Annotated in this window: 18 protein-coding genes and 3 pseudogenes; 10 read left to right on the top strand and 11 right to left on the bottom strand. The window is 42.9% G+C overall.

The window, feature by feature from the left end:
• Window positions 1-102 precede the first annotated feature (102 nt).
• The 4 genes from F7734_RS14655 to F7734_RS14670 all read left to right on the top strand — a co-directional run bounded on the left by F7734_RS14655 (window position 103) and on the right by F7734_RS14670 (window position 3,382).
• A complete protein-coding gene (locus tag F7734_RS14655) occupies window positions 103-468 on the top strand; it encodes a hypothetical protein (protein ID WP_155745405.1) in 366 nt (121 codons plus the stop codon).
• Between the two features lie 72 nt (window positions 469-540).
• Window positions 541-2,133 carry a M36 family metallopeptidase gene (locus tag F7734_RS14660; protein WP_155745406.1) on the top strand — a complete coding sequence of 531 codons (1,593 nt, stop codon included), beginning with the start codon at window positions 541-543 and terminating at the stop codon, window positions 2,131-2,133.
• A 100-nt stretch (window positions 2,134-2,233) separates the two neighbouring features.
• On the top strand, window positions 2,234-2,749 hold the full coding sequence (locus tag F7734_RS14665) for a hypothetical protein (RefSeq protein ID WP_155745407.1): 516 nt from the start codon (window positions 2,234-2,236) through the stop codon (window positions 2,747-2,749).
• Between the two features lie 96 nt (window positions 2,750-2,845).
• Window positions 2,846-3,382 (top strand): hypothetical protein, encoded by a 537-nt coding sequence (locus F7734_RS14670; protein WP_155745408.1) that lies wholly within the window; start codon window positions 2,846-2,848, stop codon window positions 3,380-3,382.
• Between the two features lie 196 nt (window positions 3,383-3,578).
• Here F7734_RS14670 and F7734_RS65275 read toward each other — a convergent pair whose 3' ends face one another.
• Window positions 3,579-3,917: an ATP-binding cassette domain-containing protein gene (locus tag F7734_RS65275; RefSeq protein ID WP_279239716.1), complete on the bottom strand. Its 339-nt coding sequence runs from the start codon at window positions 3,915-3,917 to the stop codon at window positions 3,579-3,581.
• Window positions 3,918-4,058: 141 nt separating this feature from the next.
• Window positions 4,059-5,222 (bottom strand): annotated as a pseudogene (locus F7734_RS14680) (IS630 family transposase).
• A 276-nt stretch (window positions 5,223-5,498) separates the two neighbouring features.
• Between F7734_RS14680 and F7734_RS14685 the strand changes: the two are divergent.
• Both F7734_RS14685 and F7734_RS14690 read left to right on the top strand, forming a co-directional pair.
• Window positions 5,499-5,690, top strand: a complete 192-nt coding sequence (locus tag F7734_RS14685) for a hypothetical protein (protein ID WP_155745409.1) — start codon at window positions 5,499-5,501, stop codon at window positions 5,688-5,690.
• 108 nt (window positions 5,691-5,798) lie between these two features.
• A complete protein-coding gene (locus F7734_RS14690) occupies window positions 5,799-6,008 on the top strand; it encodes a hypothetical protein (RefSeq protein ID WP_155745410.1) in 210 nt (69 codons plus the stop codon).
• Window positions 6,009-6,586: 578 nt separating this feature from the next.
• Here the strand turns inward: F7734_RS14690 and F7734_RS14695 are convergent.
• The 3 genes from F7734_RS14695 to yedE all read right to left on the bottom strand — a co-directional run bounded on the left by F7734_RS14695 (window position 6,587) and on the right by yedE (window position 9,763).
• Window positions 6,587-7,132 (bottom strand): tetratricopeptide repeat protein, encoded by a 546-nt coding sequence (locus F7734_RS14695; RefSeq protein ID WP_155745411.1) that lies wholly within the window; start codon window positions 7,130-7,132, stop codon window positions 6,587-6,589.
• A gap of 106 nt (window positions 7,133-7,238) precedes the next feature.
• Window positions 7,239-8,129, bottom strand: coding sequence for an NAD(P)H-hydrate dehydratase (locus F7734_RS14700; protein ID WP_166481919.1), 891 nt, complete (start codon window positions 8,127-8,129; stop codon window positions 7,239-7,241).
• 2 nt (window positions 8,130-8,131) lie between these two features.
• Window positions 8,132-9,763, bottom strand: coding sequence for a YedE family putative selenium transporter (yedE, locus tag F7734_RS14705; RefSeq protein ID WP_155745412.1), 1,632 nt, complete (start codon window positions 9,761-9,763; stop codon window positions 8,132-8,134).
• A 690-nt stretch (window positions 9,764-10,453) separates the two neighbouring features.
• Between yedE and F7734_RS65280 the strand changes: the two genes are divergently transcribed.
• The 4 genes from F7734_RS65280 to F7734_RS14720 all read left to right on the top strand — a co-directional run bounded on the left by F7734_RS65280 (window position 10,454) and on the right by F7734_RS14720 (window position 13,653).
• Window positions 10,454-10,576 (top strand): hypothetical protein, encoded by a 123-nt coding sequence (locus tag F7734_RS65280; RefSeq protein WP_279239717.1) that lies wholly within the window; start codon window positions 10,454-10,456, stop codon window positions 10,574-10,576.
• A 665-nt stretch (window positions 10,577-11,241) separates the two neighbouring features.
• Window positions 11,242-12,804 (top strand): M6 family metalloprotease domain-containing protein, encoded by a 1,563-nt coding sequence (locus tag F7734_RS14710; protein ID WP_155745413.1) that lies wholly within the window; start codon window positions 11,242-11,244, stop codon window positions 12,802-12,804.
• 71 nt (window positions 12,805-12,875) lie between these two features.
• Window positions 12,876-13,088 (top strand): hypothetical protein, encoded by a 213-nt coding sequence (locus F7734_RS14715; protein WP_155745414.1) that lies wholly within the window; start codon window positions 12,876-12,878, stop codon window positions 13,086-13,088.
• A gap of 142 nt (window positions 13,089-13,230) precedes the next feature.
• A complete protein-coding gene (locus tag F7734_RS14720; RefSeq protein WP_155745415.1) occupies window positions 13,231-13,653 on the top strand; it encodes a hypothetical protein in 423 nt (140 codons plus the stop codon).
• 1,107 nt (window positions 13,654-14,760) lie between these two features.
• On the opposite strand, the pseudogene bchE reads toward F7734_RS14720, so the two are convergent.
• From bchE to F7734_RS14750, 6 genes and pseudogenes are all read right to left on the bottom strand, one after another.
• Window positions 14,761-16,329: pseudogene (bchE, locus tag F7734_RS14725) on the bottom strand (magnesium-protoporphyrin IX monomethyl ester anaerobic oxidative cyclase); the annotation flags it as partial.
• 15 nt (window positions 16,330-16,344) lie between these two features.
• Window positions 16,345-17,742 (bottom strand): oxygen-independent coproporphyrinogen III oxidase, encoded by a 1,398-nt coding sequence (gene hemN / locus F7734_RS14730; RefSeq protein WP_155745417.1) that lies wholly within the window; start codon window positions 17,740-17,742, stop codon window positions 16,345-16,347.
• A gap of 18 nt (window positions 17,743-17,760) precedes the next feature.
• Complete coding sequence (locus tag F7734_RS14735; RefSeq protein ID WP_155745418.1) at window positions 17,761-18,519, bottom strand: heme oxygenase (biliverdin-producing); 759 nt, start codon at window positions 18,517-18,519, stop codon at window positions 17,761-17,763.
• Between the two features lie 644 nt (window positions 18,520-19,163).
• Window positions 19,164-19,466: a peptidoglycan-binding domain-containing protein gene (locus F7734_RS14740; RefSeq protein ID WP_155745419.1), complete on the bottom strand. Its 303-nt coding sequence runs from the start codon at window positions 19,464-19,466 to the stop codon at window positions 19,164-19,166.
• A gap of 258 nt (window positions 19,467-19,724) precedes the next feature.
• Entirely contained in the window at window positions 19,725-20,492 is a 768-nt protein-coding gene (locus F7734_RS14745; protein ID WP_155745420.1) for a pentapeptide repeat-containing protein, read from the bottom strand.
• A gap of 208 nt (window positions 20,493-20,700) precedes the next feature.
• Window positions 20,701-21,027, bottom strand: a pseudogene (locus tag F7734_RS14750) (metalloregulator ArsR/SmtB family transcription factor); the annotation flags it as partial.
• Window positions 21,028-21,199 lie beyond the last annotated feature (172 nt).

The raw sequence follows: 21,199 nt of genomic DNA on the forward strand, positions 1-21,199 counted from the left end.
AATCTCCACGTAAAAAGTCAAAGCCTGAATGACTTTTAGCGATTGGGTGTTTCTCAGCTAATAAAAGAGAGTCAAGCAACATTTATGGAGGATTAATTCATCATGAGCGAGTTAAAAACTAGCAGCGAGCTTCTTCCCGAAGTTACGGAGAAGATTCATTTGGTCACATTAAAAGGTTTGACAGCAGACGCAATCGGACAGCAACACTACGGTTATGTTTTTGCAGGCAGTAGCGATCGCGATATGGTTTTGAAGGTAACTGGTTGGAACTTCACAACACCAACCCCACAGATTATACAGTGCCAGCCTCGTCAATCTGAAAATTTCGATCGCGGATGGTCCGATCAATTCGGGATTCAGGTCATTGAGACTGGACGTGATTTTGTGCGAATTCGCATTCGCAGGTTGGACTCAAACGGCGGTGGATGGGGACAGAATCTTCGGATCGACATGATGGTTATTGAATAACTACTGCAATACCATTTTTTAAAATTTAATTTTCAGGAATGCATTGCATAAACTTTACCAGGAGAAAAAATTATGTTTCATGAAGAGCCTAGTCTTCGCCATCGGGCTAACCGAAATCGCGTTGATGCTGTCATCTCAAATGGGAAGGCTAAATCTGCTGTAATTAGTTCATCTGAGAGCAAAACATTTCTAGAACAACGAGCAGGAACTTCTTTGGAATGGAATATTACAACTGGAACTCCTGCTGCTATAGTAGGAAAATTATCCACGCCGATAGCAGGTACGGCATCTGGAGCTAGTCAAACATTTTTGAGGGAAAACGCTCCTATTTTAGGATTGAGTGCAGACGATGTTGAAGAACTCTCTGAAATTGACGCCTTTGAGTGGGGTGGATTGCAATTCATTCGTCGCCAACAAACTTATGAGGGATTGCCTGTCTTTGGCGCTAACATTTTGGTAGGTGTAGATAACAAGAATCAAGTTCAAATGGTGACTAGTGGTCTACGCTCCCAAGTTGCTGTTAAATCTGGTGAGAAAGAGATCTCTCTAAAAGAAGCTCGCCAAATAGCCCTTAACGATCTTGGTGAAGATGTTCAACAAAGAAGTCACATCACCCATGAGACTGTTTTCTATCCAACTCAGCAAGGGGATGTGAAAGTTTACCACTTAACTGTTCCGACCAACCATCCTCTGGGTACATGGGAATACTTCATTGATGTCCAGAATGGAGAAATTGTAGATAGCTTCAATTCGATGAAGTTTCATTCATTTTACTTTGCTCCGAGAGCAAGGGTTTATCCTGAAAACCCAGAGGAAACAAAATTGACAACCGTGATGCTGCGAGATGTTAAGTCTCCTTATAAGCAATTGGATGGTCAATATTGTAAAGTCATTAATGAAGATGCTCCACCCGCCCAAGCAGACAATACTTATCGATTTGACTTTCCTCCTGACAATACACACTTTGATGAGTGTCAAGTTTACTATTCTGTAGAGAAAGTCTATCAATATTTTATGGATTTGGGATTTCGAGGATTTACAGTCAATAATCCCTATGGAAAAGCTCACAACGGACAGCTTGGTGCTAACGTCCATACTGGAAACAAATACGACAATGCATTTTACGATCCTGCTACAGGGCAGATCTACTTTGGAGATGGCAGTTACCCAGGAAATGACAATGGACTTCGCGATCTAGCTAAAGAAGTTGATGTAGTTGCTCATGAATTTACTCATGCGGTGATTGATGAATACCATCCTAAGATGTTTGGAAGTGAAGGACTGGCACTACACGAAGGATACGCTGATTATTTCGCTTGTTCTTTATTGAACGACCCGGACTTAGGGGAATATGTTGTACCTGGTCCGGAAAGAGATGGAATGATTCGCAATTGCGATAATGATTTGAAATATTCGGAGACATCAACAGAACCCCACGATCGCGGTCAAGCTTGGGCAGGAGCCTGCTGGCACTTGAGAAAAGCAGTCGGACAATCAGTGGCAGATTTTTTGATCTTTGGCAGTTTGCTTGTCTTGGGAACAAATGCACCAACCTTCAAATATGCCAAAGATATGCTTTTGCTAATTGACCAATATTGGTGTGGTGGCGAGTACAAAGCGACAATCAAGAGGATCTTTGAGACTGAACGGGGGATTCCTGTTTAACCGTTCGCTTTGGAAGTCTTAACTAGAGGGTCAATCAAATAGAACTAGGGGCGTGGTAACACCATGCCCTGACAACTAAATTCAGGTTCATTAAAAACTCATGCCAGTCATCATTCTCATGTCGTGTCTGGGGGTTATACTTGCTATGGCAATGGGTACACCCTATAACAATCCTTTTCTCACTCAAGATGGTTTCTTGACCGGAGCGTTAGAATTCCAAGATGGACAAATGGGCTTTGCAGGGTTTTCTGGAGTGGTTTGGACAATTTCACCTGATGGGAGTTGTCAGGCTGCTCGTTTTCTCAATGAGACTGTATCACCTCCCCATCAAACAGGTCAGTTAGATCGGCAGAACTTAGTTCAGCTTGCTAATGTCTTATCAAGTCAGAATTTTTCCGATCTGCCTTCTGAAATCCCATCTGAACCAACTCTCAATCCTCACCGTTTTACGATCCGCTGGGGAACAAAATCATCAACATTAACTTTGAAACCCCGTCAAAGTCTTGAAGATGCTCTGAGACAAATGCGAAATCAACCCGAAACTCCTCAATCAAGATTCTTTACTATTGCACAATTTATTAATCAGTTGCTAAGGGAGCATTGCGGTAATGATTAGGGCGATCGCCATCTCTTCATAAAATGAGTTGATAACCTTTTGTAACATCTTGATAAAAATTTGCAAACACTCTTATTTAATAAAGAATCTAAAAATATGAGCCCATCCTCTAATGAATCATCGAAGAAGAAAACTTCCGGTAGTTTTTGGGATTTTCTTAAAAATGAATGGGGTAGGTTGTCAAAAATATCTGTTTTCTTTCCAGGTTCTGGTGAACTGATAAGGCTCATCTTGATGAGGAATCCAAGACCTGTAGGAGTGTATGAAAGAGGGATTACTCCAGCATTTGTTTTAACCATTTCTACAATATGTACTATGTTTGTTATATACTATATATACAATCAGCAAGATGAACTGATAAATCAAAGTTCAAAATCTATTAGAAGCAGGGCAGAGTGTTCTTTTATTCAAGGTTTTTTTTGTTTAATTTTTTATATAGCAGCATATTTCGGTATGTACTCGCTGATTTATGAACCCCTAGAAATTAATGACGGAAATTATGGGAGGATAATTGGAGACATTTTTTTACTTCTTCTTTATACAGCTTCATTTACCTTGATAACTCGCAGCTTCACTTTATTAGCCATGTCGAAATTTTTGAAACAACAAAAACAACTTAATCAAAAAATATAGGTATGCTTACCTCCAAACTCTAAGTTTCGTTTAATCAAGTATTCAGTTGCAGAGTGTCAGAGATCATTTATAAAGTAAATCTTAAATTGCCAAATGTCTTGTGTAGGTTGGGTAGAATCAAGTGACACCCAATAATTCGATTAAATGTTGGGTTTCGTTCCTCAACCCAACCTACTAGCACATCATGGAAAGACAACTAGTTCATCTGATATCTCAAGAAGCGATCGCAGCGACAGTAAACCGACCCATCGGCCCATTGGCATAACTTAACGTGAGTTCGAAAAAATACATGACCGCTAGTCGGTACATCTAACCCACCCAAAATATTTAGCAAGGTTGATTTACCACTACCGGAAGGTCCTAGCAATACGACAAACTCTCCTTCGTAGAGATCGAGATTGATCGACCGTAAGGCATGAACTTCTATCTCACCCATTCGATAAACCTTTGTGATTCCACAAATATGAAAGATTGTTCCTGGTAATGTTACTGTGTTTGGGTAAGATTTTGTTTTGTGAAGTTTATTTTTCATCATTTTGCCCAATTAATTTTAGAGCAAATGCGATCGCTTTGCAAAATCGTAGTGCCAGAGGGTTCTCGTCCTCCCATTATGTTTTCATAGAGACTACCTTAGAAGAGCGTTTACTATATTGAGCTATTTTTGAGTGCTCCTCAACTAGTAGTCTGTCACATCAACTTTGCTGGGTAAGACACTTGGGTATAAGCGCTCCATCTTTCTCCGTGCATCAGTAGTCTTAAAGCGCCAATTTACACTGGCATAGACAGCATTCCGTTGTTGTTCCCAACTAGCGATTTCCTGCGACAACGTTTGTACGTCTTTGATCCGTCGCTCTAAACACTGTCGGGATAAAACAGAAAATTCAATTTCAACTTGATTTAACCAACTGGCGTGTTTTGGTGTGTAGTGAAACTCTAATTTTTGGATAATTCGACGCGCTTCTTGTGGCTCAAAAACTTCATACAAAGAGGCTGGATTATGTGTATTCAGATTATCAAGTACTAGACGAATAACTTCAGCTTCTGGGCAATAAACATCTACTAAATCCTTCATTTGTTTTGCAAAATCTACTTTTGTCCTCTGTTGTGTCACTTCCATATGTCGCCAACCTGCTAATGGTTGAAAGAAAGCAAATATATTGACACTACCATTTCTTTTATACTCGTAATCATATCGAAGATGTTGTTCTGGCTCGGCTGGTAAAGGTTCTCTGACATCTTCTAACAATTGATATGGACGTTCATCGAAACAAACTACCGGACGTTTTGGATCGTAAGGTTCGCCATATAAATCTAACAAATCTTCCATCCGTAAAACATACTCGGCATCCACCCTAGGTATACACCACTGTTCCTTTAGCCACGGCTTGACATCGTTTTTTTTAAATAGGAACGCACAGTTTCATAACTAACAGTATCCACAACATCTAAACTCACTATCCGGTCTGCTAAAAGCCGTAGTGTCCATCTTGTACGTCCATCCGGAGGTTCTGAACACGCTGTTGCAATCAGAAATGCTTCTTGAAAACCATCGAGTTTTCGTGGTTTGGGTGGATGCTCGCGATCGCTCAGCGTAGCCTCAATTCCACTGTTAACGTACTTGGCGCGGGTGCGCTCAACTGTCGAGATGCTGACTCGCAATCTGTCTGCGTTAGCGAAGCTCCTCCGCCTGGAGGCTCGCTTTGTCTGTCTCTCCCTCCCATGCCATCAAAAGTATATGGGCGCGGGTAATACTTCTGGCTTTACTTTTGCCGCACCTAATTAGCGATCGCAGTTTTTCTACTTCCTCCTTAGTTAAATTTACAGTATATTTTTTTGCCATGATGTCACCTTGACCACTTTTGTAAATAGCTTACCATAACATCAGCGCCACCCAGCAAAGTTGATGTGACAGACTACTAGTTCTGCTCTTGCCTCGTTGACAATATCTCCCCACGTTTTGCTAACTTTAGCGATCGCACCCTTTCTGGTAATTATAAGTTCCGTTTTTGCTTTTTACTTAAAAATCACTTTTTAAAATTGAAGGAGTGTTCAAAATAGACTAAACTGCATATAAGAAGTTAGCAGAATTTCAGATGCTTTTTATGAGGTAGATATCATGCAAAAAGAATATATGGAGATTTTAGAAACATTACTTGATAAATTGACATTATCCGCAATATTAGAAATGTTAGAGAGAATATGTCACAAAAAAGCAGAAAATCTGAGAACTCATTGGCAAGACGAGACTTCCGCAAAGCTTTGGGAAAAAGCTGCTAAACAGATAGAACAGATAAATGTTGATATTTGATAAAAATTAAGTATTTTTGCAGGGTGTAGTCAGCCAGTTGTGATTATACTAGCATTAAACTAAATAATTATTTAGTCATAAAGCTTGCTGGAGAGCAAGGAGGGTAGCATGAAACCTATAGAGTTGAAAACGATAGAAGGCACTCATGTTGAGATCAATCCTAATGCAGTTTCTGAAATAGTAGAAGTGCAAGAAAAACAGCCTGGATTTTTATTTTTATTTGGAAAAGAAGCAGAGTATGAAATCCATATGATAGACAAAGAAGTCTACCGAGTTACTCAGGGAGAACATGACAAATTGAAAAATGCCTCAGAGTGAGTTTTGGATCTCGCGTCAAAGAAGAGGCAACGAGTGCAGGGAGCGGGGAGCGGAGGGGAAACCCCACAAATAAATATGTTCGCATGAATTGGGGATGAGGGGTTTGGGAGCAGTTCCACGAATAAATTCGGGGGCGCTATACCTGTTTGCACCGTGGATCGGGGGCTTCCCCAAAAAGAGGACTTGGAGCAGGGAAGCTCACGAGCAGGGAGAAAACCCACACCTTGTCTTGAACTGCACCCCGCACCTTCCCCAAAAGAGGACTTGGGCTTTTAGAGGGGAGTAGGGAGAAAAATCCACAACACAACCTGCACCTTGCCCCTGCCCCCCGTTGTTTCTTCCTTCCTGCAAAGGTGCCCCTGCATGATGGTTGGTCATTAAATGGTGTGGTTTGAAGGTTGTGCAATATCGATTTTGGCAGTTTTTGACCCTATTTCTTCAAATTTTGTGAGAAATCTGGGGTAAGGTTCTTTCTATGCATCTTCATATGGAAATGGTGTAATCAGTTAAGCAATCCTGACTGCCTGATAGATTTATGCAAAAGGTAGTCAGGTAAAAACGCATTTCAAGTACTCGCATCATTCATACAGTTGTTCTGCTATGTTCAGTTCTGCGATCGCTTCCTGTTCATTACCCTGTCTTGCTAAAGCCAATCCTAAATTGAGGTGAGTTTCTGCAAGATAAGGATCGAGCGGAACGGCTTGACGAAATTCAGCAATTGCCTCATCGACTTTACCTTGTTGATACAAGACGACTCCTAAATTGTCGTGTGCATCGGCTAATTGAGGTTCGAGGCAAATTGCTTGACGGAATGCAACTGCGGCTTCCTCCCATTTATCTTGTTGACAGAAGACGACTCCTAAATTGTAGTGAGCATCGACACAATTAGGGTTGAGTTGGATTGCTTGCTCAAACGCCGTCACTGCTGCTTCCAGTCTGCCCTGGCGGTAGAAGGCAAGCCCCAGATTAGAATACAATTCAGCCATTTCTGGATCAAAACTGATTGCCCGTTTGAACTCTAAAATCGCCTCCTCGAATTGCCCTTGTTGATACAATATTGTTCCTAAATTAGAGTGTGCTGCTGCCAGTGGAGGATTCGGAGAAATAGGTTGTTGGACTTTCATAACATACTCCTTCTTTAATCAGGTCTGTGTAACTTTTGCGGATTCAATCGCTAATCTCGAAAGTTAATTGCTGTTTACGCCAAAGCGAAAGTCTCAGCTGATATCGTCAGATATGCTGAACTGCTAGTGGTTGAGTCCATTGGCTGTAGTATTGTGCTAAGACCATTGGGAATTGATCGACCACCTGTCTAACTTTGGTTGCAGGAGTTGGTTGAGCCATTTGTCCGGCGATGCGGTTAATCCGACAAGCCATGACAGCCGCTTCTTTGTGGCTCAATCCAGCATAGACGAGGGCTGAAACTAAACCCGTAATGGTATCTCCCGTTCCCCCAATTGGTTCTAAGGTAGGAACATTAGGTTGATCGATCGTGGCAACAATCTGCCCAGCGATCGCTACATAGTCAGTTTTGCCTTTAACCAGCAAAAGTTTTGCGGCACTGTTGAGTTGGAATGCAGTTTTAATTTGCTCAGGAACAGCACTGGCATCCGAGGCAAACAGGTGATGGGAAATATAGGCTGGATGCGTAGCTTGTGGGTCAGCCAGAAACGCGATTTCCGAGGTATCTGGTGTGAAAATGTCAAACTCTTGAGCTAACCCAGCTCCTTTAGCCGCATACATTCCCCCAGCATCGGCAATTAGAATGGGTCGTTGAGGACAGCCTGGAATGGCTTGACAGAGTTTTTTTAACAGTCCCATAATCGGTAGACAATAGTGCAAAGTCAGTACTTGCGGCGAGAGGGCAACAATGTTTTGGGTAAGATATTGAAACAGTGCCTTGGTGCCTTTGCCATCCCCAATATCACCTGCAACTAGAGCATAAGGTGGATCTAAACCTAAACTTGTGGTGACAGCTAAGGCAGCACCGATCATAGCACCCGTTCCTTGAGTGCGAGAGAATCTGCGTCCTTCTGCCATCAGTACATCCTCATCCCGTTGAACTGCACCCATTGTCAGTGGTAAGGATGGATCGGGGACACTACCAAACAGGAGCAGCATAATTAGGTTTCTCCTTGTTCAAGCTGAAGGGACTCTTCGTAAGCACGTTGCAGCATTGTCGCACAGAGGGTATAGCCCAAGTCTCGTGGATGAGGAGCCCGAGCGAGCGGTTTGTCCACCATTTCGGCATGAAGATACGGAATATCCGGACACCCTCCACCAGATATGTTGACAATTGCTCCTGTTTCTTTTTCATAGGAAAGTTTCATATTCCCGGCTTTCACCATCACCCACTGACCAAAATCAGTGACTTTAACGATTTCGCATATCCGGGTACTTCCTTTGCTGATAGGCAGGATTTTGACATAGGTGAGGCTTTGCTCCTGCAACAACCGTTCAATACCTTGCTGCTGCACTAAACTGATTTCTAGCGCTAGATCGCAACCCATTCGCAGTTCAGGAGGAGGCGCAACTAGCTTCACATCATACCCAGTTGTTTGAATTGCCTTTTCTGCTTTCATGGCTGAAGCAACATCGGGGAAGATAATTATGCCATCTCCTGCAAAGATCTGTTTCTGTGGTTGAGCTTGAGGTTGCATACTTTTCAGTTGCAGGAACCCCAAAACCAGACAGAAGCCAAGCCCCAAGAGGACAGCCATTAGGCCCCAACTGCCCAAACCTGCTGAACTGGAGGCGATGGGTAGACGATGGGCGATCGCAGCTCCTGCAAAATACCCGAGGATTGTGACCGTAGCATCAGTATCACCTTCACCAGCGCGGATTAAATTTCGCAGTGGGCAACCTTCCAGAAAAGTTCCGGCTAAACCCACTAAAGCTAGACTTAAGAACGTCCAAACATATTCAGTCCAGTGTGTCATGGGCAGCGCGATCGGTTGGTGAGTGAAGCCCCAGTGATAGCCAATTCCAGTTGAGTTAAAATTTCCAGCTATATAGTTAGTGAACAGAGCCGCCATTAAGAAAGCTGCAACACCACTGAACAATTGGAAATCTTTGACCAAAAAGATATCGCGCCATGCTCCAATTGAACAAAATCGAGTCCGCTGTACCATCATACCAACCAACAGCCCTAATCCCAGACCGAGAAGTAGTGGTGTATGTTGAGATCCAGGTCCTGCGGTACTAAAGGCAATGAAAGGAGGATGGCTTACCAGCAGAATTAGCAACCCCATTGTTACCAAGGGGGTGATTAGACCCACTACTGGAGCTTGGTTAGCGTTAGTCCCTAGAGAAAAACCTTGCTTCAAGAAGAATGTCCCCGTTCCGATTCCAGTTACGAATCCTGCTAGGGCGATCGCACCATTGAGATCGCCCCCAGCGATGCGAAGTATAACTCGAATGGGACACCCTAAAAACACCAGCACACCAATCATGACAAACGCACCCAAGATAAAGCGGAGAATGGGAGAAGAACCCCCACGCGATCGCCATTCTCCCATCGCTAGAGAAATGCCAAATGCCCCCAGGACAAATCCAATGATTTCAGGTCGGATGTATTGTGCTAGAGGGTTGTGGTGCAGTTGCAGCGCACCAGCCGTATCCCGCAAAAAACAGGCTGCACAAATGCCCATATTCGGTGGATTTCCCCAGTTGACGGCTAGCGCCCCCAATGTACCAAACAGAATTCCTGTTAGGATAATCCACCTGTTTGAGGTCAAGAATTGTTTGAGATTCATCTTCTCTTCTTCCTTCTACTAAGAATGAGGAGTTAACCCGTGAGAAGGAGAAAAAACTACTGGTCAGATTTTTTACCTCATTCTCAGAGGTTTATATGAGTAGAATTAAGCAGTCAGGATGCTAAGTGATTTTACTTGCATACTAAATTTATAAAAAGATGTTGAGGAACTTGTGAGGAAATAAAAGGCTCTTGCGTACTTAGCGTGCTATATTTATGGAAAAATCAGCTTAGAATTCTTTTCTAGACTGCATTACAGCCATTATGACCTTGATAACAGTGTTCTTTTCTAAAATTGAAACTAGAAGTGTCTGTAAGTCTTGCAAATAAAGCATAATTATAAATTTTCATGAAAATTTAGCACGCTATATACGAAAGAACCAGCTTTAGGAAGATTAGCAGAATGGCAAGCACAGCGAGAAGGAGTTGCAATACAGCGACCCAAACAAGCAACCTTAAAACAGGCACGAAAGCGCATCCAAGCAGCGCTTGCAGCCCACCATCAGGCAGAGGCAAGGGTAGCTCAAGCACGAGCAGCACTAGAACAAGCGCAACGGGATAGTCAACGTGCCCAAGAACTACAAGCATCTGGGGTCATTCCCCGCAAAGACCGAGAAATTGCAGAGTTAAACGAAACTTATCACAGCTACCTAATTGAAGGTTAAAATATACAACTTCTCACTCCGTCATAGTGTTGAAAGGAAAGTATGCTATCACAGCAAAGGAGTTCTTTGAGTTGCGAGCGTGCGAATTTCCCAGAATGCGATCGCTGTATCCTGAATTTACTGCATCTTTACCTGATGCAGACAAATAAGAATAACCAGAAATTCAGCCAAGAGATACCAACCTACTTATATAGTTTTTTATCGTTTTTTAGCTAACCTTTGCTTTTTTTAGCTAAATGTAGCGAACGAATCAATGATGGTAGCCGCATCGAAAGAAGGTCAAAGAACTGGTGAGGCAAGATTTGAACTAATCCTCAATAAGTAGACAATCTATATGTTCAATCCTATACGCGGATCATCGTATTGTCACCAAAATTTATTTGAAGGAATATATAGAGATAAATCAATCGAAAGCTCAAACCCAGAATTAGAAATAGTCTTGATAGAGTTTATTATTAATCTAGTCATATCCTATATGCTACACTAAATATAAGAACAAGCAAAAATCCTGGCTTCCATTAGAGAATTCAGTTTCAGAATTTAGCTTGCTAATTCCTATGTATAGCGATCGCTGGTAGGAGCTTAAAAAAGAGATGATTGCAACAAGAATTAAACAGGAAGTAAAATTCCAGTGAGCCACTTGAGTTCATAACGATTCGAGCGCAATTGTCTCAAAAGAACAGAAAACAGAAACAAATTGTTCCTTTCTATTTCCTTTTTATTGAAATAGGAAAGACACGCTCGCTCATCTCTTCAAGGTGATAACAACTCAATAATTTATTGTAATTTTTGCATAAAAATCAGGAGAAAAAATATGGTTTTTCAAGATTCACCGCGTTTAATTCCTCCTTCTCCAGTCTTGAAGGAAAAAATCTTAAAAACCAAACAGCATTTAAGCGAAGGTCGGGAGTTGCCTCAAAAAGAAACAATTGATATTCTCGATTTACAAACCCTTACCTTCATCACGAGTCGTCGCAGGCGCACCCACAATGCTCGGTCTATCATAGCTCCAGTTACGGGAACTCGTCGAGCGCTAGTATTGCTGGTTGACTTTTCTGATAACCAAGCTAAGCAAACCCAACAATATTATAAAGATATGCTATTCTCCAGTGGTACTTACTCCACTGGCAGCATGCAAGACTTCTTTAAAGAAGCCTCCTATGGCAAGCTAATTTTAACGGGTGAAATTAGCGGACAGGGGTCTACAAAGGGCTGGTATCGCGCTCCAAATCCCTATACTTACTATACTAATAATAACTATGGCGTAGATACTTACCCTAGAAATACTCAAAAGTTAGTTGAAGATATTGTCGATCTCGCTGCACCTTACGTTAATTTTAAAGATTATGACAATGATGGTGATGGTGTTGTAGATGCTCTATTCATTATTCATGCCGGTCCAGGAGCTGAAGCTACTGGCAATAAAAACCATATCTGGTCGCATCAATGGGAGATTAATCCAAAAACTGTTGATGGTGTTATCGTTAGGACTTACTCAATCGAACCAGAAGATGGACGGATTGGAGTATTTTGCCACGAACTTATGCATGTTTTTGGGATGCCTGACCTTTACGATACTGATTACTCTTCAGAAGGTACTGGCTCTTGGGATTTGATGGCGGCTGGTAGCTGGAATGGCAAATTGGGCGATACACCTGCTCATCCAACAGCATATTGTAAAAATAAGCTGGGTTGGGTAACTCCAATAGTAATTTTTAATGCTAAACAAACTATAACCCTCAAACCTTACGCGACTAATGATGGGCAGATCTATAAATTGCCTATTGGTACAACTGATAGTAAAGAATATTTTCTGCTATCAAACCGCAAAAAAATAGGCTTTGATAGTCAGCTTCCGGGCGAAGGTCTCATTATTGAACACGTTGATGAGACCAAGACTAACAACACTGACGAAACCCATTACCTAGTGGATATTGAGCAAGCTGATGGTAAGCAGGATTTAAATAAGAATGCAAATCGGGGTGATGCCAACGATCCATTTCCCTACGGTAATAACAAGTCGTTTCTGGTAGATACTGTCCCAAGCAGTAAGGCTTACAGTGGTGCAGATTCCAAAATCAAAATTACGAGTATTCAACGTGCGGGTGACAACATTACTGCTGACGTGGAAGTCGATTTTCGTGATGTTGATGAAAAAATTTGGATATACAACAAGAAAGTGTTAGCTACTTTCGTAAATTACACTAGTCAATGGGCATGGGTTAACATCGAAACTGTGGGCTGGAGGCGCATCAAAGATGGTTCTGCAGATGGTGTAACAAATATCTTTACTGCTTGTTGTAATGCAAATGCAAATGGTCGTCAGATTCACGCTTACATCGATAATACCTATCTCTATACAATATACTTGTTGTAGTAGGTGAGTTCACAAACTTTTCACGTCTGTCTTCCTTTGTGCTTCTTAACCTTTAGCAGAGGTGCTTAACTATGCAAGATTTACCCGTTCCGGAACCAATGACTAAGCTTTCATTGTCTGAATCTGTAAGAGGACTACCGATTCCTAAAGCTTTGGGAGAACGCACTGATTGCGGGAGTGAGACACCAGTTCCCCTCCCCCTCGATCGACTTATGGAACTCGCTGGAACTACTGCTGAAACATTTCCAGTACCTCAACCGCTTGAGCAACTAACGAATAATTGACGATCGTGCTCCTAAGAAGCTCTATTCGTTAGGTGAAACTAAGCTTATAGGATTGGTTAAATCTATGAAGATGGAATTGGTGTGAGCCTTATGCTGCAAGCTTCCTCCAATCCCATTTTCGTTTTGATGAGGATAATCTTTTATGAAGGGATTGATTTTATTTCCAAGTTTGATAATTCTCTCATCTTTAACGATCGCGATTAACAGTTTTGCCTATCCTCTAACTACATCTAGTCTCAGTCATATTAACAATCGACCCCAGACGATGAAAGCAGGAGTTCAAAATATGATGGCAGCTCCTAATCAAAGCAAAATCCGTGGCAGAGTGCTCAAAATCGATCGCTCCCCGCAGTTTAGCGATAAGTGGAATTTGGAAGTAGAAGTCCTGATGATTCAACCTATTCAAGGCGGTACGTTTGCTGAAGTTGGACAAACGGTTCAAGCATTTACAATTTGCGAACAAACTCCTTTCACACAGAATGATGTCATTTCTGCTACAGCAGAATACTTGGGCGATCCTAGTAGAGGAACGTTTCGCTTAACTCAGATTCAAGTCGAGCGATAGTTATGAACGAGGTATTATGCCAGCCTGAGTTCGATATAAAAAATGTTATTGACATATATAATGACCGAGTTAGAGGTACGTCCTAAATGATACAACTGGCGCAACTGACAATATGAGAAGCTGGTTACTAATCGTGAAATTTAAGGTGCTACTGATAAGGGTGCGATCGCCTTGCACTCTGTTTGCCAGATCGAGAGCGACCACCATTTAACTAGATAGCCACAATGGTCTAAGTCGTACTATCAAATGGATGAGACTGTATCATTGGCAAAACCTTGATTTTGAATCCACCGATACTACCCTGGCTTAAAAATTTCGCAAATCCCTTGAAAATTTGCATTATCAGCTTTTTACTATAGCCAGTGTGGATTCGCCAGCAAAGCATCAAGCAGTACTAATACTTAAGCTATTTACCCTGCTGCTACCGCTAGTACACTACCGAAGAGAAATACAGTTACCCAGTTGAGAGGGATTTTGCGTTTGGAGTCTGTTAACACGTTACTTGCAGTCATTAAAAATCCTCAACCACACAGATAAAGGGGATGATAAGAGAGTGGGGTAGGTGAGAGCATAGGAGAGTGAGAGAGAAGTAAATCGCTTACCCTCTCACCCTCTCGCCCTCCCACTCTCTCACTACCAGGCAGTCACAACTGACTCCAGGAGACTTGCGATCGCGGGGTCTTGGTATGTTCCATTACGATACGTTGCTCGCACCGCCTCCGTTATTTGCTCAATAGGAGCATTCCTGAGGCAGAAGGCATCAGCTCCTGCGGCAATGACATCTGAGAGAAGCGATCGCTGTTCCGGCGTAACCAGCACTAGAATTCTGGAAGAGGTGACATAGGAATTTGCCTGAACTTTCCGTGCTGTGCGAATGAACTTAACCAGATCCATATCAGGGAGGGTGCCATCGACGACAGCAACATCCACATCAATCGATTCCAACAGCACTAAACCCGTTTCAGCATTAGTAGCTTCGCTAGCGACTTCAATGCCCTCTTGAGCGCGTAAATTCATCCGTAAATTAATACGCGTTTGTTCCTCTGCCTCAATCACCGCTACCTGAATCACCTCATGGGAATGCGATTGGATTGGAGGCGGGCTCGCATCGCACTCCGACAAGTCATTTGGTGCCCCACAGGCGGAAATTGTGCCCACAAAATCGATATCGGCAGGACGATCGTGCTTCAGTTGCGCCATTTGTTCGGCTGTGAGAATTTTGGATTCATCAAAGCCAAACTCAATTTCGGTGTGTAGTCCTTTCTGCTTCACTCGCTTCAAGTTGTAAAAGCGTTTGTTAAGCGTGGTTTTGACAAATGCCCAGAGACAGCCCAGCAAGTAGCGTCGTTTAAACGGATCGGGTTCCAACCAGTATTCCAGGAACTTCCAAGAATAGAAGCGGGCATAGTTTCGCAAAACGCCTTTTAGCACTTCTTCCCGCGTCATGTTATCGGGTTTAACGATCGGCGTAACAAAGTTGTAGTGAGAATAATCTCGAATCTCAACTTTATCGGCTAAATCCTGAAACAGCTCGGAGAAGGGCCAGGGCGTGTACATATTCCAGTTGGTCATATCGGCTTTCCAGTCCCGTGCCATTTGATAGGTTTCTTCAATGGTTTCGGGATTTTCACTGGGCAAGCCCATGATGAACTGCACTTCTGCCAGAATGCCATTCTCGCGCAGGAGTTGAACGGCTCTTTTGTTATCCGCGATCGTTGTTTCTTTACGAAATAAATTGAGATTCAGTTGAGCGGCGGCTTCCGTTCCCAAAGAAACATGCACCAATCCGGCTTTACGATACAGCGGTAATTCCTTTTCATCCCGTAGAATGTCGGTAACACGGGTGTTGATGCCCCAATGCACATTTAGATTGCGATCGATCAACTCATTGCATAGTGCCACGAATCGCGATTTGTTAATCGTCGGTTCCTCATCTGCCAAGATGAAAAATCCAACCTGATGCTCCTTCACCAACCGTTCAATTTCATCCACAAAGTTTTTGGGCGATCGCGATCGATACTTGCGCCAAAACTTCCATTGCGAACAGAAACGACAACGAAACGGACAACCACGTGAATAGTTGGGCACAGCAACGCGCGTATTCAAGGGAGTGTAGATGTATTTGCTCCAATTTAGTAGCGTCCAATCGGGGGTGAGCGTGTTCAGATCTTTGATCGGTGGGTGAGCAGGTGTCGCGACAATTTTGCCCTCTTCCAGGAAAGCAATTCCTAATATTTCGCGACGATCTCTTGCATCGGTGCCAGTGGCGATCGCCCGCAGCAAATTAACCGTAATCTCTTCCCCTTCTCCCCGAATGATATAATCTATCCACGGTGCTTCATTTAACACCTCCCGATACATATAGGTTGGATGAACACCTCCCATCACTGTTTTTGCTTCTGGGCAGACCTCTTTTACCAATTTCAACGTGTGTTGAGACTGATAGATCATAGGTGTAATTGCCGTTGCCAGCACAACATTCGGTTGATACGTGCGAATGATTTCTGCTAGCTCTGCATCAGCGATGTAGTTGGTCATGGCATCAACGAAGTACACCTCGTTAAAACCTGCTGTCTTTAAAGCTCCACCAACATAAGGAACCCAACTGGGGGGCCAATTCCCCGCAATTTCTGCTCCCCCCGAATGGTAATTCGGTTGAATCATCAAGATACGCATTCTTTACCTTCCTGCTCAAATGGCTCTTGAAAAACTAGAGGGTGTATTCTGCTTGAGATAAGCGTCAAACACGGATGCAATATTGCGAATCAGCAAGCGTCCGGTAGGAGTCACTTTAATGTAATTGGGGGAAAGCCGAATTAATCCATCTGCTTCTAGTTGGCGCAGTTGGAATTTTTCGCGTGCAAAATACGTTTCAAAATCCAAATCAAAGCCGAGGTGATATTTTTCTTCAATGTCTTCCGGTGAAAGTTGAAACTGACACATCAATTCCATAATTACCGTGCGGCGAATGATATCATCTTGATTCAGAGTCACACCTCGTTCAATCGGTAATTCTTCTGCATCGATCGCTCGATAAAAGTCTTTCAGGCGTTTGTGATTCTGCACATACACATCGTTCAACATACTGATGGAAGTCACGCCAAAACCAATCAAATCAGATTCCGGCTTGGTAGTATATCCCTGGAAGTTGCGGTGCAGTTGTCCTTCTCTTTGGGCAACAGACAGTTCATCATTCGGTTTGGCAAAGTGATCCATGCCAATGTACTGATACCCGTGTTGAGTCAACTCCTCGATCGCCATTTGTAGAATTTTGAGTTTTTCATCTGCCGAGGGTAGAGCATCTTGAGGAATGCGACGCTGTATGGGTTTGAGCCACGGCACGTAGGCAAAGTTGAACGCGGCAATGCGATCGGGATTGAGTTGGATCGTTTTGCAAATCGTGGTGCGGAATGTCTCTAGCGTTTGAAATGGAAGTCCATAAATTAGATCTACATTCACGCTCTCAAACCCTACATCCCGACTCCACTGCATCACATCAAACAACATGGATTCTGGCTGCACCCGGTTCACCGCTTCCTGTACCTTTAAATCAAAGTCTTGAATGCCAAAACTGATCCGGTTAAAACCCAAGTTCTTCAACAAGGTTAGATAACTTCGATCTAATGATTTGGGATTGACTTCAATTGAAATTTCAGCGTTTGAATCGAAACGAAAGTGTTGGTGAATCGCTGCCCACAGTGTTTCAATTTGACTGAAAGAAAGATAGTTTGGCGTACCTCCACCCCAGTGCATTTGGTGAACAATGCGATCGCCATCAATCAGTTGAGCCATTTGCTGAATATGCCGCATCAAATAATCCAGATACGGTTCAGCAATTTGTTTGCGCTGTGCGACCACTGTGTTGCAACCACAGAAGTAACAAGCACTGTCGCAAAACGGAATATGGCAGTAGAGTGACAGTGGCGTTTTTTTGTAATTGCTAACAGCGATCGCGGCTCTAAAAGCAACAGTTTCAAACTCTGATTTGAACTCAGTTGCAGGGGGATAGCTGGTGTAGCGTGGTACAGGCTGGTCGTATTGTTGGAGCAGTTGAGCGTCAAATTGAACGGTAGGCAGCAAGTGTTGCATGAGTGAGTTTTCTCCTGTCTAAATGCTGTATTCAATAGCAGGCTCTTTTGCAGAACCATGTGGAGGTCTCTCTGTTGCACCGGGAATTTCCTGACGAGTGAGCAGGTCAAATACATGCTCCCCAATTAAGGCTTTTACATCGGCTTCTAATTCATGCACCACATCCCGATTGAGATGAAAGGCATAATTGGCTTCATCCACAATGCGTTGAATTTCTGTCTCGCTCAGGGGGAGTGAGTTCAGTGCAGCCCGGAATTTCTCTTTGAACGTTCGCTTGGCTTCAATAGTTGGTAGTTGCTCAAACTCGTGCAGCGCGGTTCCCCGATCGGCAGGTAAATTCAAGGCAGAGCGAACAATATTTTTCAATGCCTGTCCGCCTGAAAGATCGCCCATGTAACGAGTATAGGCGTGAGCGATCAGGAGAATGGGATTGGTGTTAGCCACGTCGCGGATGCGATCGACGTAAACCAGCCCTGCAGGTAAAGGAGCAATTTGTTCGCGCCAATTGTCGCCGTAATAAAACGCCAGGTCTCGCTCTAGATTGGCAGTACGATATAGCTCGGGAAACACAATAGGGGCGATCTCAGGACGAGCGCGGTGGCGTTCAAGCTCGGTTTCCAACGTACTGTAGACCAAATACAAGTTTGCCAGCAACTTGCGGAAGGGTTCCCGCTCTACAATACCTTTCAAGAAGCACTTCATAAACGCAGTGTTTTCAGCGGCGGTGTGGGAGTGCTTAGTTCCCTCTCGCAGGCGTTGAGCTAAATCTTGACTCATATCAAATCCCTCAATTTCAAGTGGTGGCAGTGTTAAGCAGTGCTCTGTAGGCAACGCGCAGTGCATTGACTTTCCAGACACAGTTTTGCCAGCCGGCTGACTATAAAAACTATATAACTAAATAGTAATTAAAAAAATTAGACTTTTTATATCTTAACAAGGTTCAGTAAATCGTTGGTTTTAGTCCTTTCGGGAAAAGCTTTGGTCAAATTGACGCAATTTAGTATAGCTTTATATCACGCATTGGGGCTTTCGGACAATCCGTGTCCCAAAATTAATTGCAACACAAGTACTGGTAGAACGACAGACTTGATTCTGGAGAAAAATTTGATTTAGATACGAAATCAAAATTAGCAGAAAATGATGCGATCTCCTCTCCCAAAAAGTTACACATTTCTAAATTTGAATTGGTACGGGCGGGACGCCCGTACCACAAGATTAGATAATTTATTTCTTGGATATCCCTCTGACAAATTCAGGTCTGTAGAAACGCTCTGTTTGAGCGTCTTTATACCGTTTCACTTTAATCACGCTACATTTAACTTCTCTAAAGACGCGCTGTTTGAAGCGTCTCTACTTTATTGATTTGTATCATTCTTTTAGTGAAATGGTATGACATTAGCAAATTTGGCTCTGAGAGCGATTTAGTAAGTGTATTTGAAGATAGCATCACCCAAAGCTTTCCACGTTTCAGGACCAGTTATTCCATCTACTTTTATGTCAGGCGATGGAAAAGGAAAAATGGCGTTATAATTCTGTTGAAATTCAGTTATTATTTGTTTGCATTGGCTATCATACTTGGCATCAAACTTTACATTAGTAGAGATAAGAGATGGTCGTCCCGGTTGTTGACTGAACCAAAAGATTGAAGCTAGCAACTGTTCAAGGAAGCGAACAGAGTCTCCACTGTCACCTTCTCGTAAGCTTGGTAATTCTGGTGTTGCCATTATATTATCCTCTTTCAATTTACAAAATCAGCAAATATTTCAATCTCGACATTTTGAAGTTTAGTCAAAAAATTTGGGGAAATTGTGAGGAAAAACTGTACTTTTTAAAACTTAAAATTTGGAAGAGGCGGGAGCATCCCAATTTGGCAAAAATAGATTCTAAAATTATTTAGACTTCTACAAAACTGCGATCGAGGTAAAAATATATTCTATTAACAATCCCTAACTGTATTACCATAGTATTTTCAGCGTGTGTTTTCAGATTGTATAAACCGAACCATCTGGCATAGTAACTCCAGTCAAATCAACATCTGTCAACACAGCACCTGTTAAATCGGCATCTCTCAAATTTGCTTTGCGTAAAATTGCTCCTGTGAGATCGGCATAACTCAAGTCGGCTCCTTGTAAGCTGGCTTCACTCAGATCGGTTGGTTTCATTCCCTGTTGTAGCGTTCGATTCAAATGGGCACGGCAGAGTTTTGCACCATCCAGATTGGCTCGATATAAAACCGCGCCACTTAAATTGGCGTAGCACAGGTCTGCATTGCTTAAAATCGCATGACCCAGATCCGTAATTCGATCCGACGTAGGACGCAAATCTGCTTCAAACAAATTGGCATCTGCTAATCTGGCATGAACTAAGTTTGCACCACCCAAAATAGCTTTACTCAAGTTCGATCGCTCTAGATTGGCATGGCTCAATTTAGCACCGCTTAAATCTGCCTCTCGCAGAATGGCTTCGTACAAATCTGCTTCACTCAAATCTGTTCCCCAGAGGATTGCCTCGCTCAAGTCTGTCCTTCGGAAACTGGCTTGGCTGAAGTCCGTTTTGCCCAAGCGTGCTTGCCGCAAATCTGCCTGGTTGAGGTCCACACCGTGTAGGCGAGCGTTATGCAAATCAACCTCGCATAAGTTCACTCTTTCAAACGATCGCTCTCCTGCTATGTACCGTCTCAATAGTTCTTCAACGGTTATATCGATTGTTGTTAATAGAGGTTTTGTTTGAAAAGAAGTTAACTTAGCCATTGCCCATTCAAGGTAAATATTATTCTGTAATTCACTTATAGAAGAAGAATTTGAGGAACTTGTGAGGAAAAGCGAGCGCATCTTGCCAAAACTCACCCAGTTTCTAGCGTTGAGAACTGGATGCTTGCTCTTCTGTTCTAGTTTTCTGTAGTTTAGTACTTTTCTTTGAAGCACTACCATTTGATTGAAGGGCAGCGGCTTGCAGAAAAGTTTCTGCCTGTTGCCGTAGGCGATCGCCAATTTGACCACAAGCTAATTCACAAAACTCGAATACCAGGGGGTCGGCAATTTCATAATAAGCACTAGTTCCCTTTGCCTGACGGGAAAGAATTCCTGCTTGCGTCATCACTTTAAGATGTTTAGAAAGATTCGCCTGTCCCAATCCTGTCTCTTCACATAGCTCCATGACATTCATCGGTCCTGACCGAAGGCATTGCAGAATTTGCAATCGACTCGTCTCCGAGAGAATTTTGAAATAATCTGCAACAGCTGCGAGGACAGCGATCGGAACTGATGGTTTAGCAGATTTAGGCATTGGGCTGGGGGAAATCGTAAAAGTTTAATAACTATATAGTAGTTTAACTCAATTATTCGTTCTTGTTGCAGTCGTTAGCCTTTATGAGCTTGTGAGCTCGTGAGGGCAATAAGCATGATGGCATTTTGAGTAGCATGAAAAGAGCTAGTGGACTAAGGAGTCAGTTTACCAA

This window comes from Scytonema sp. UIC 10036, from assembly GCF_009725235.1.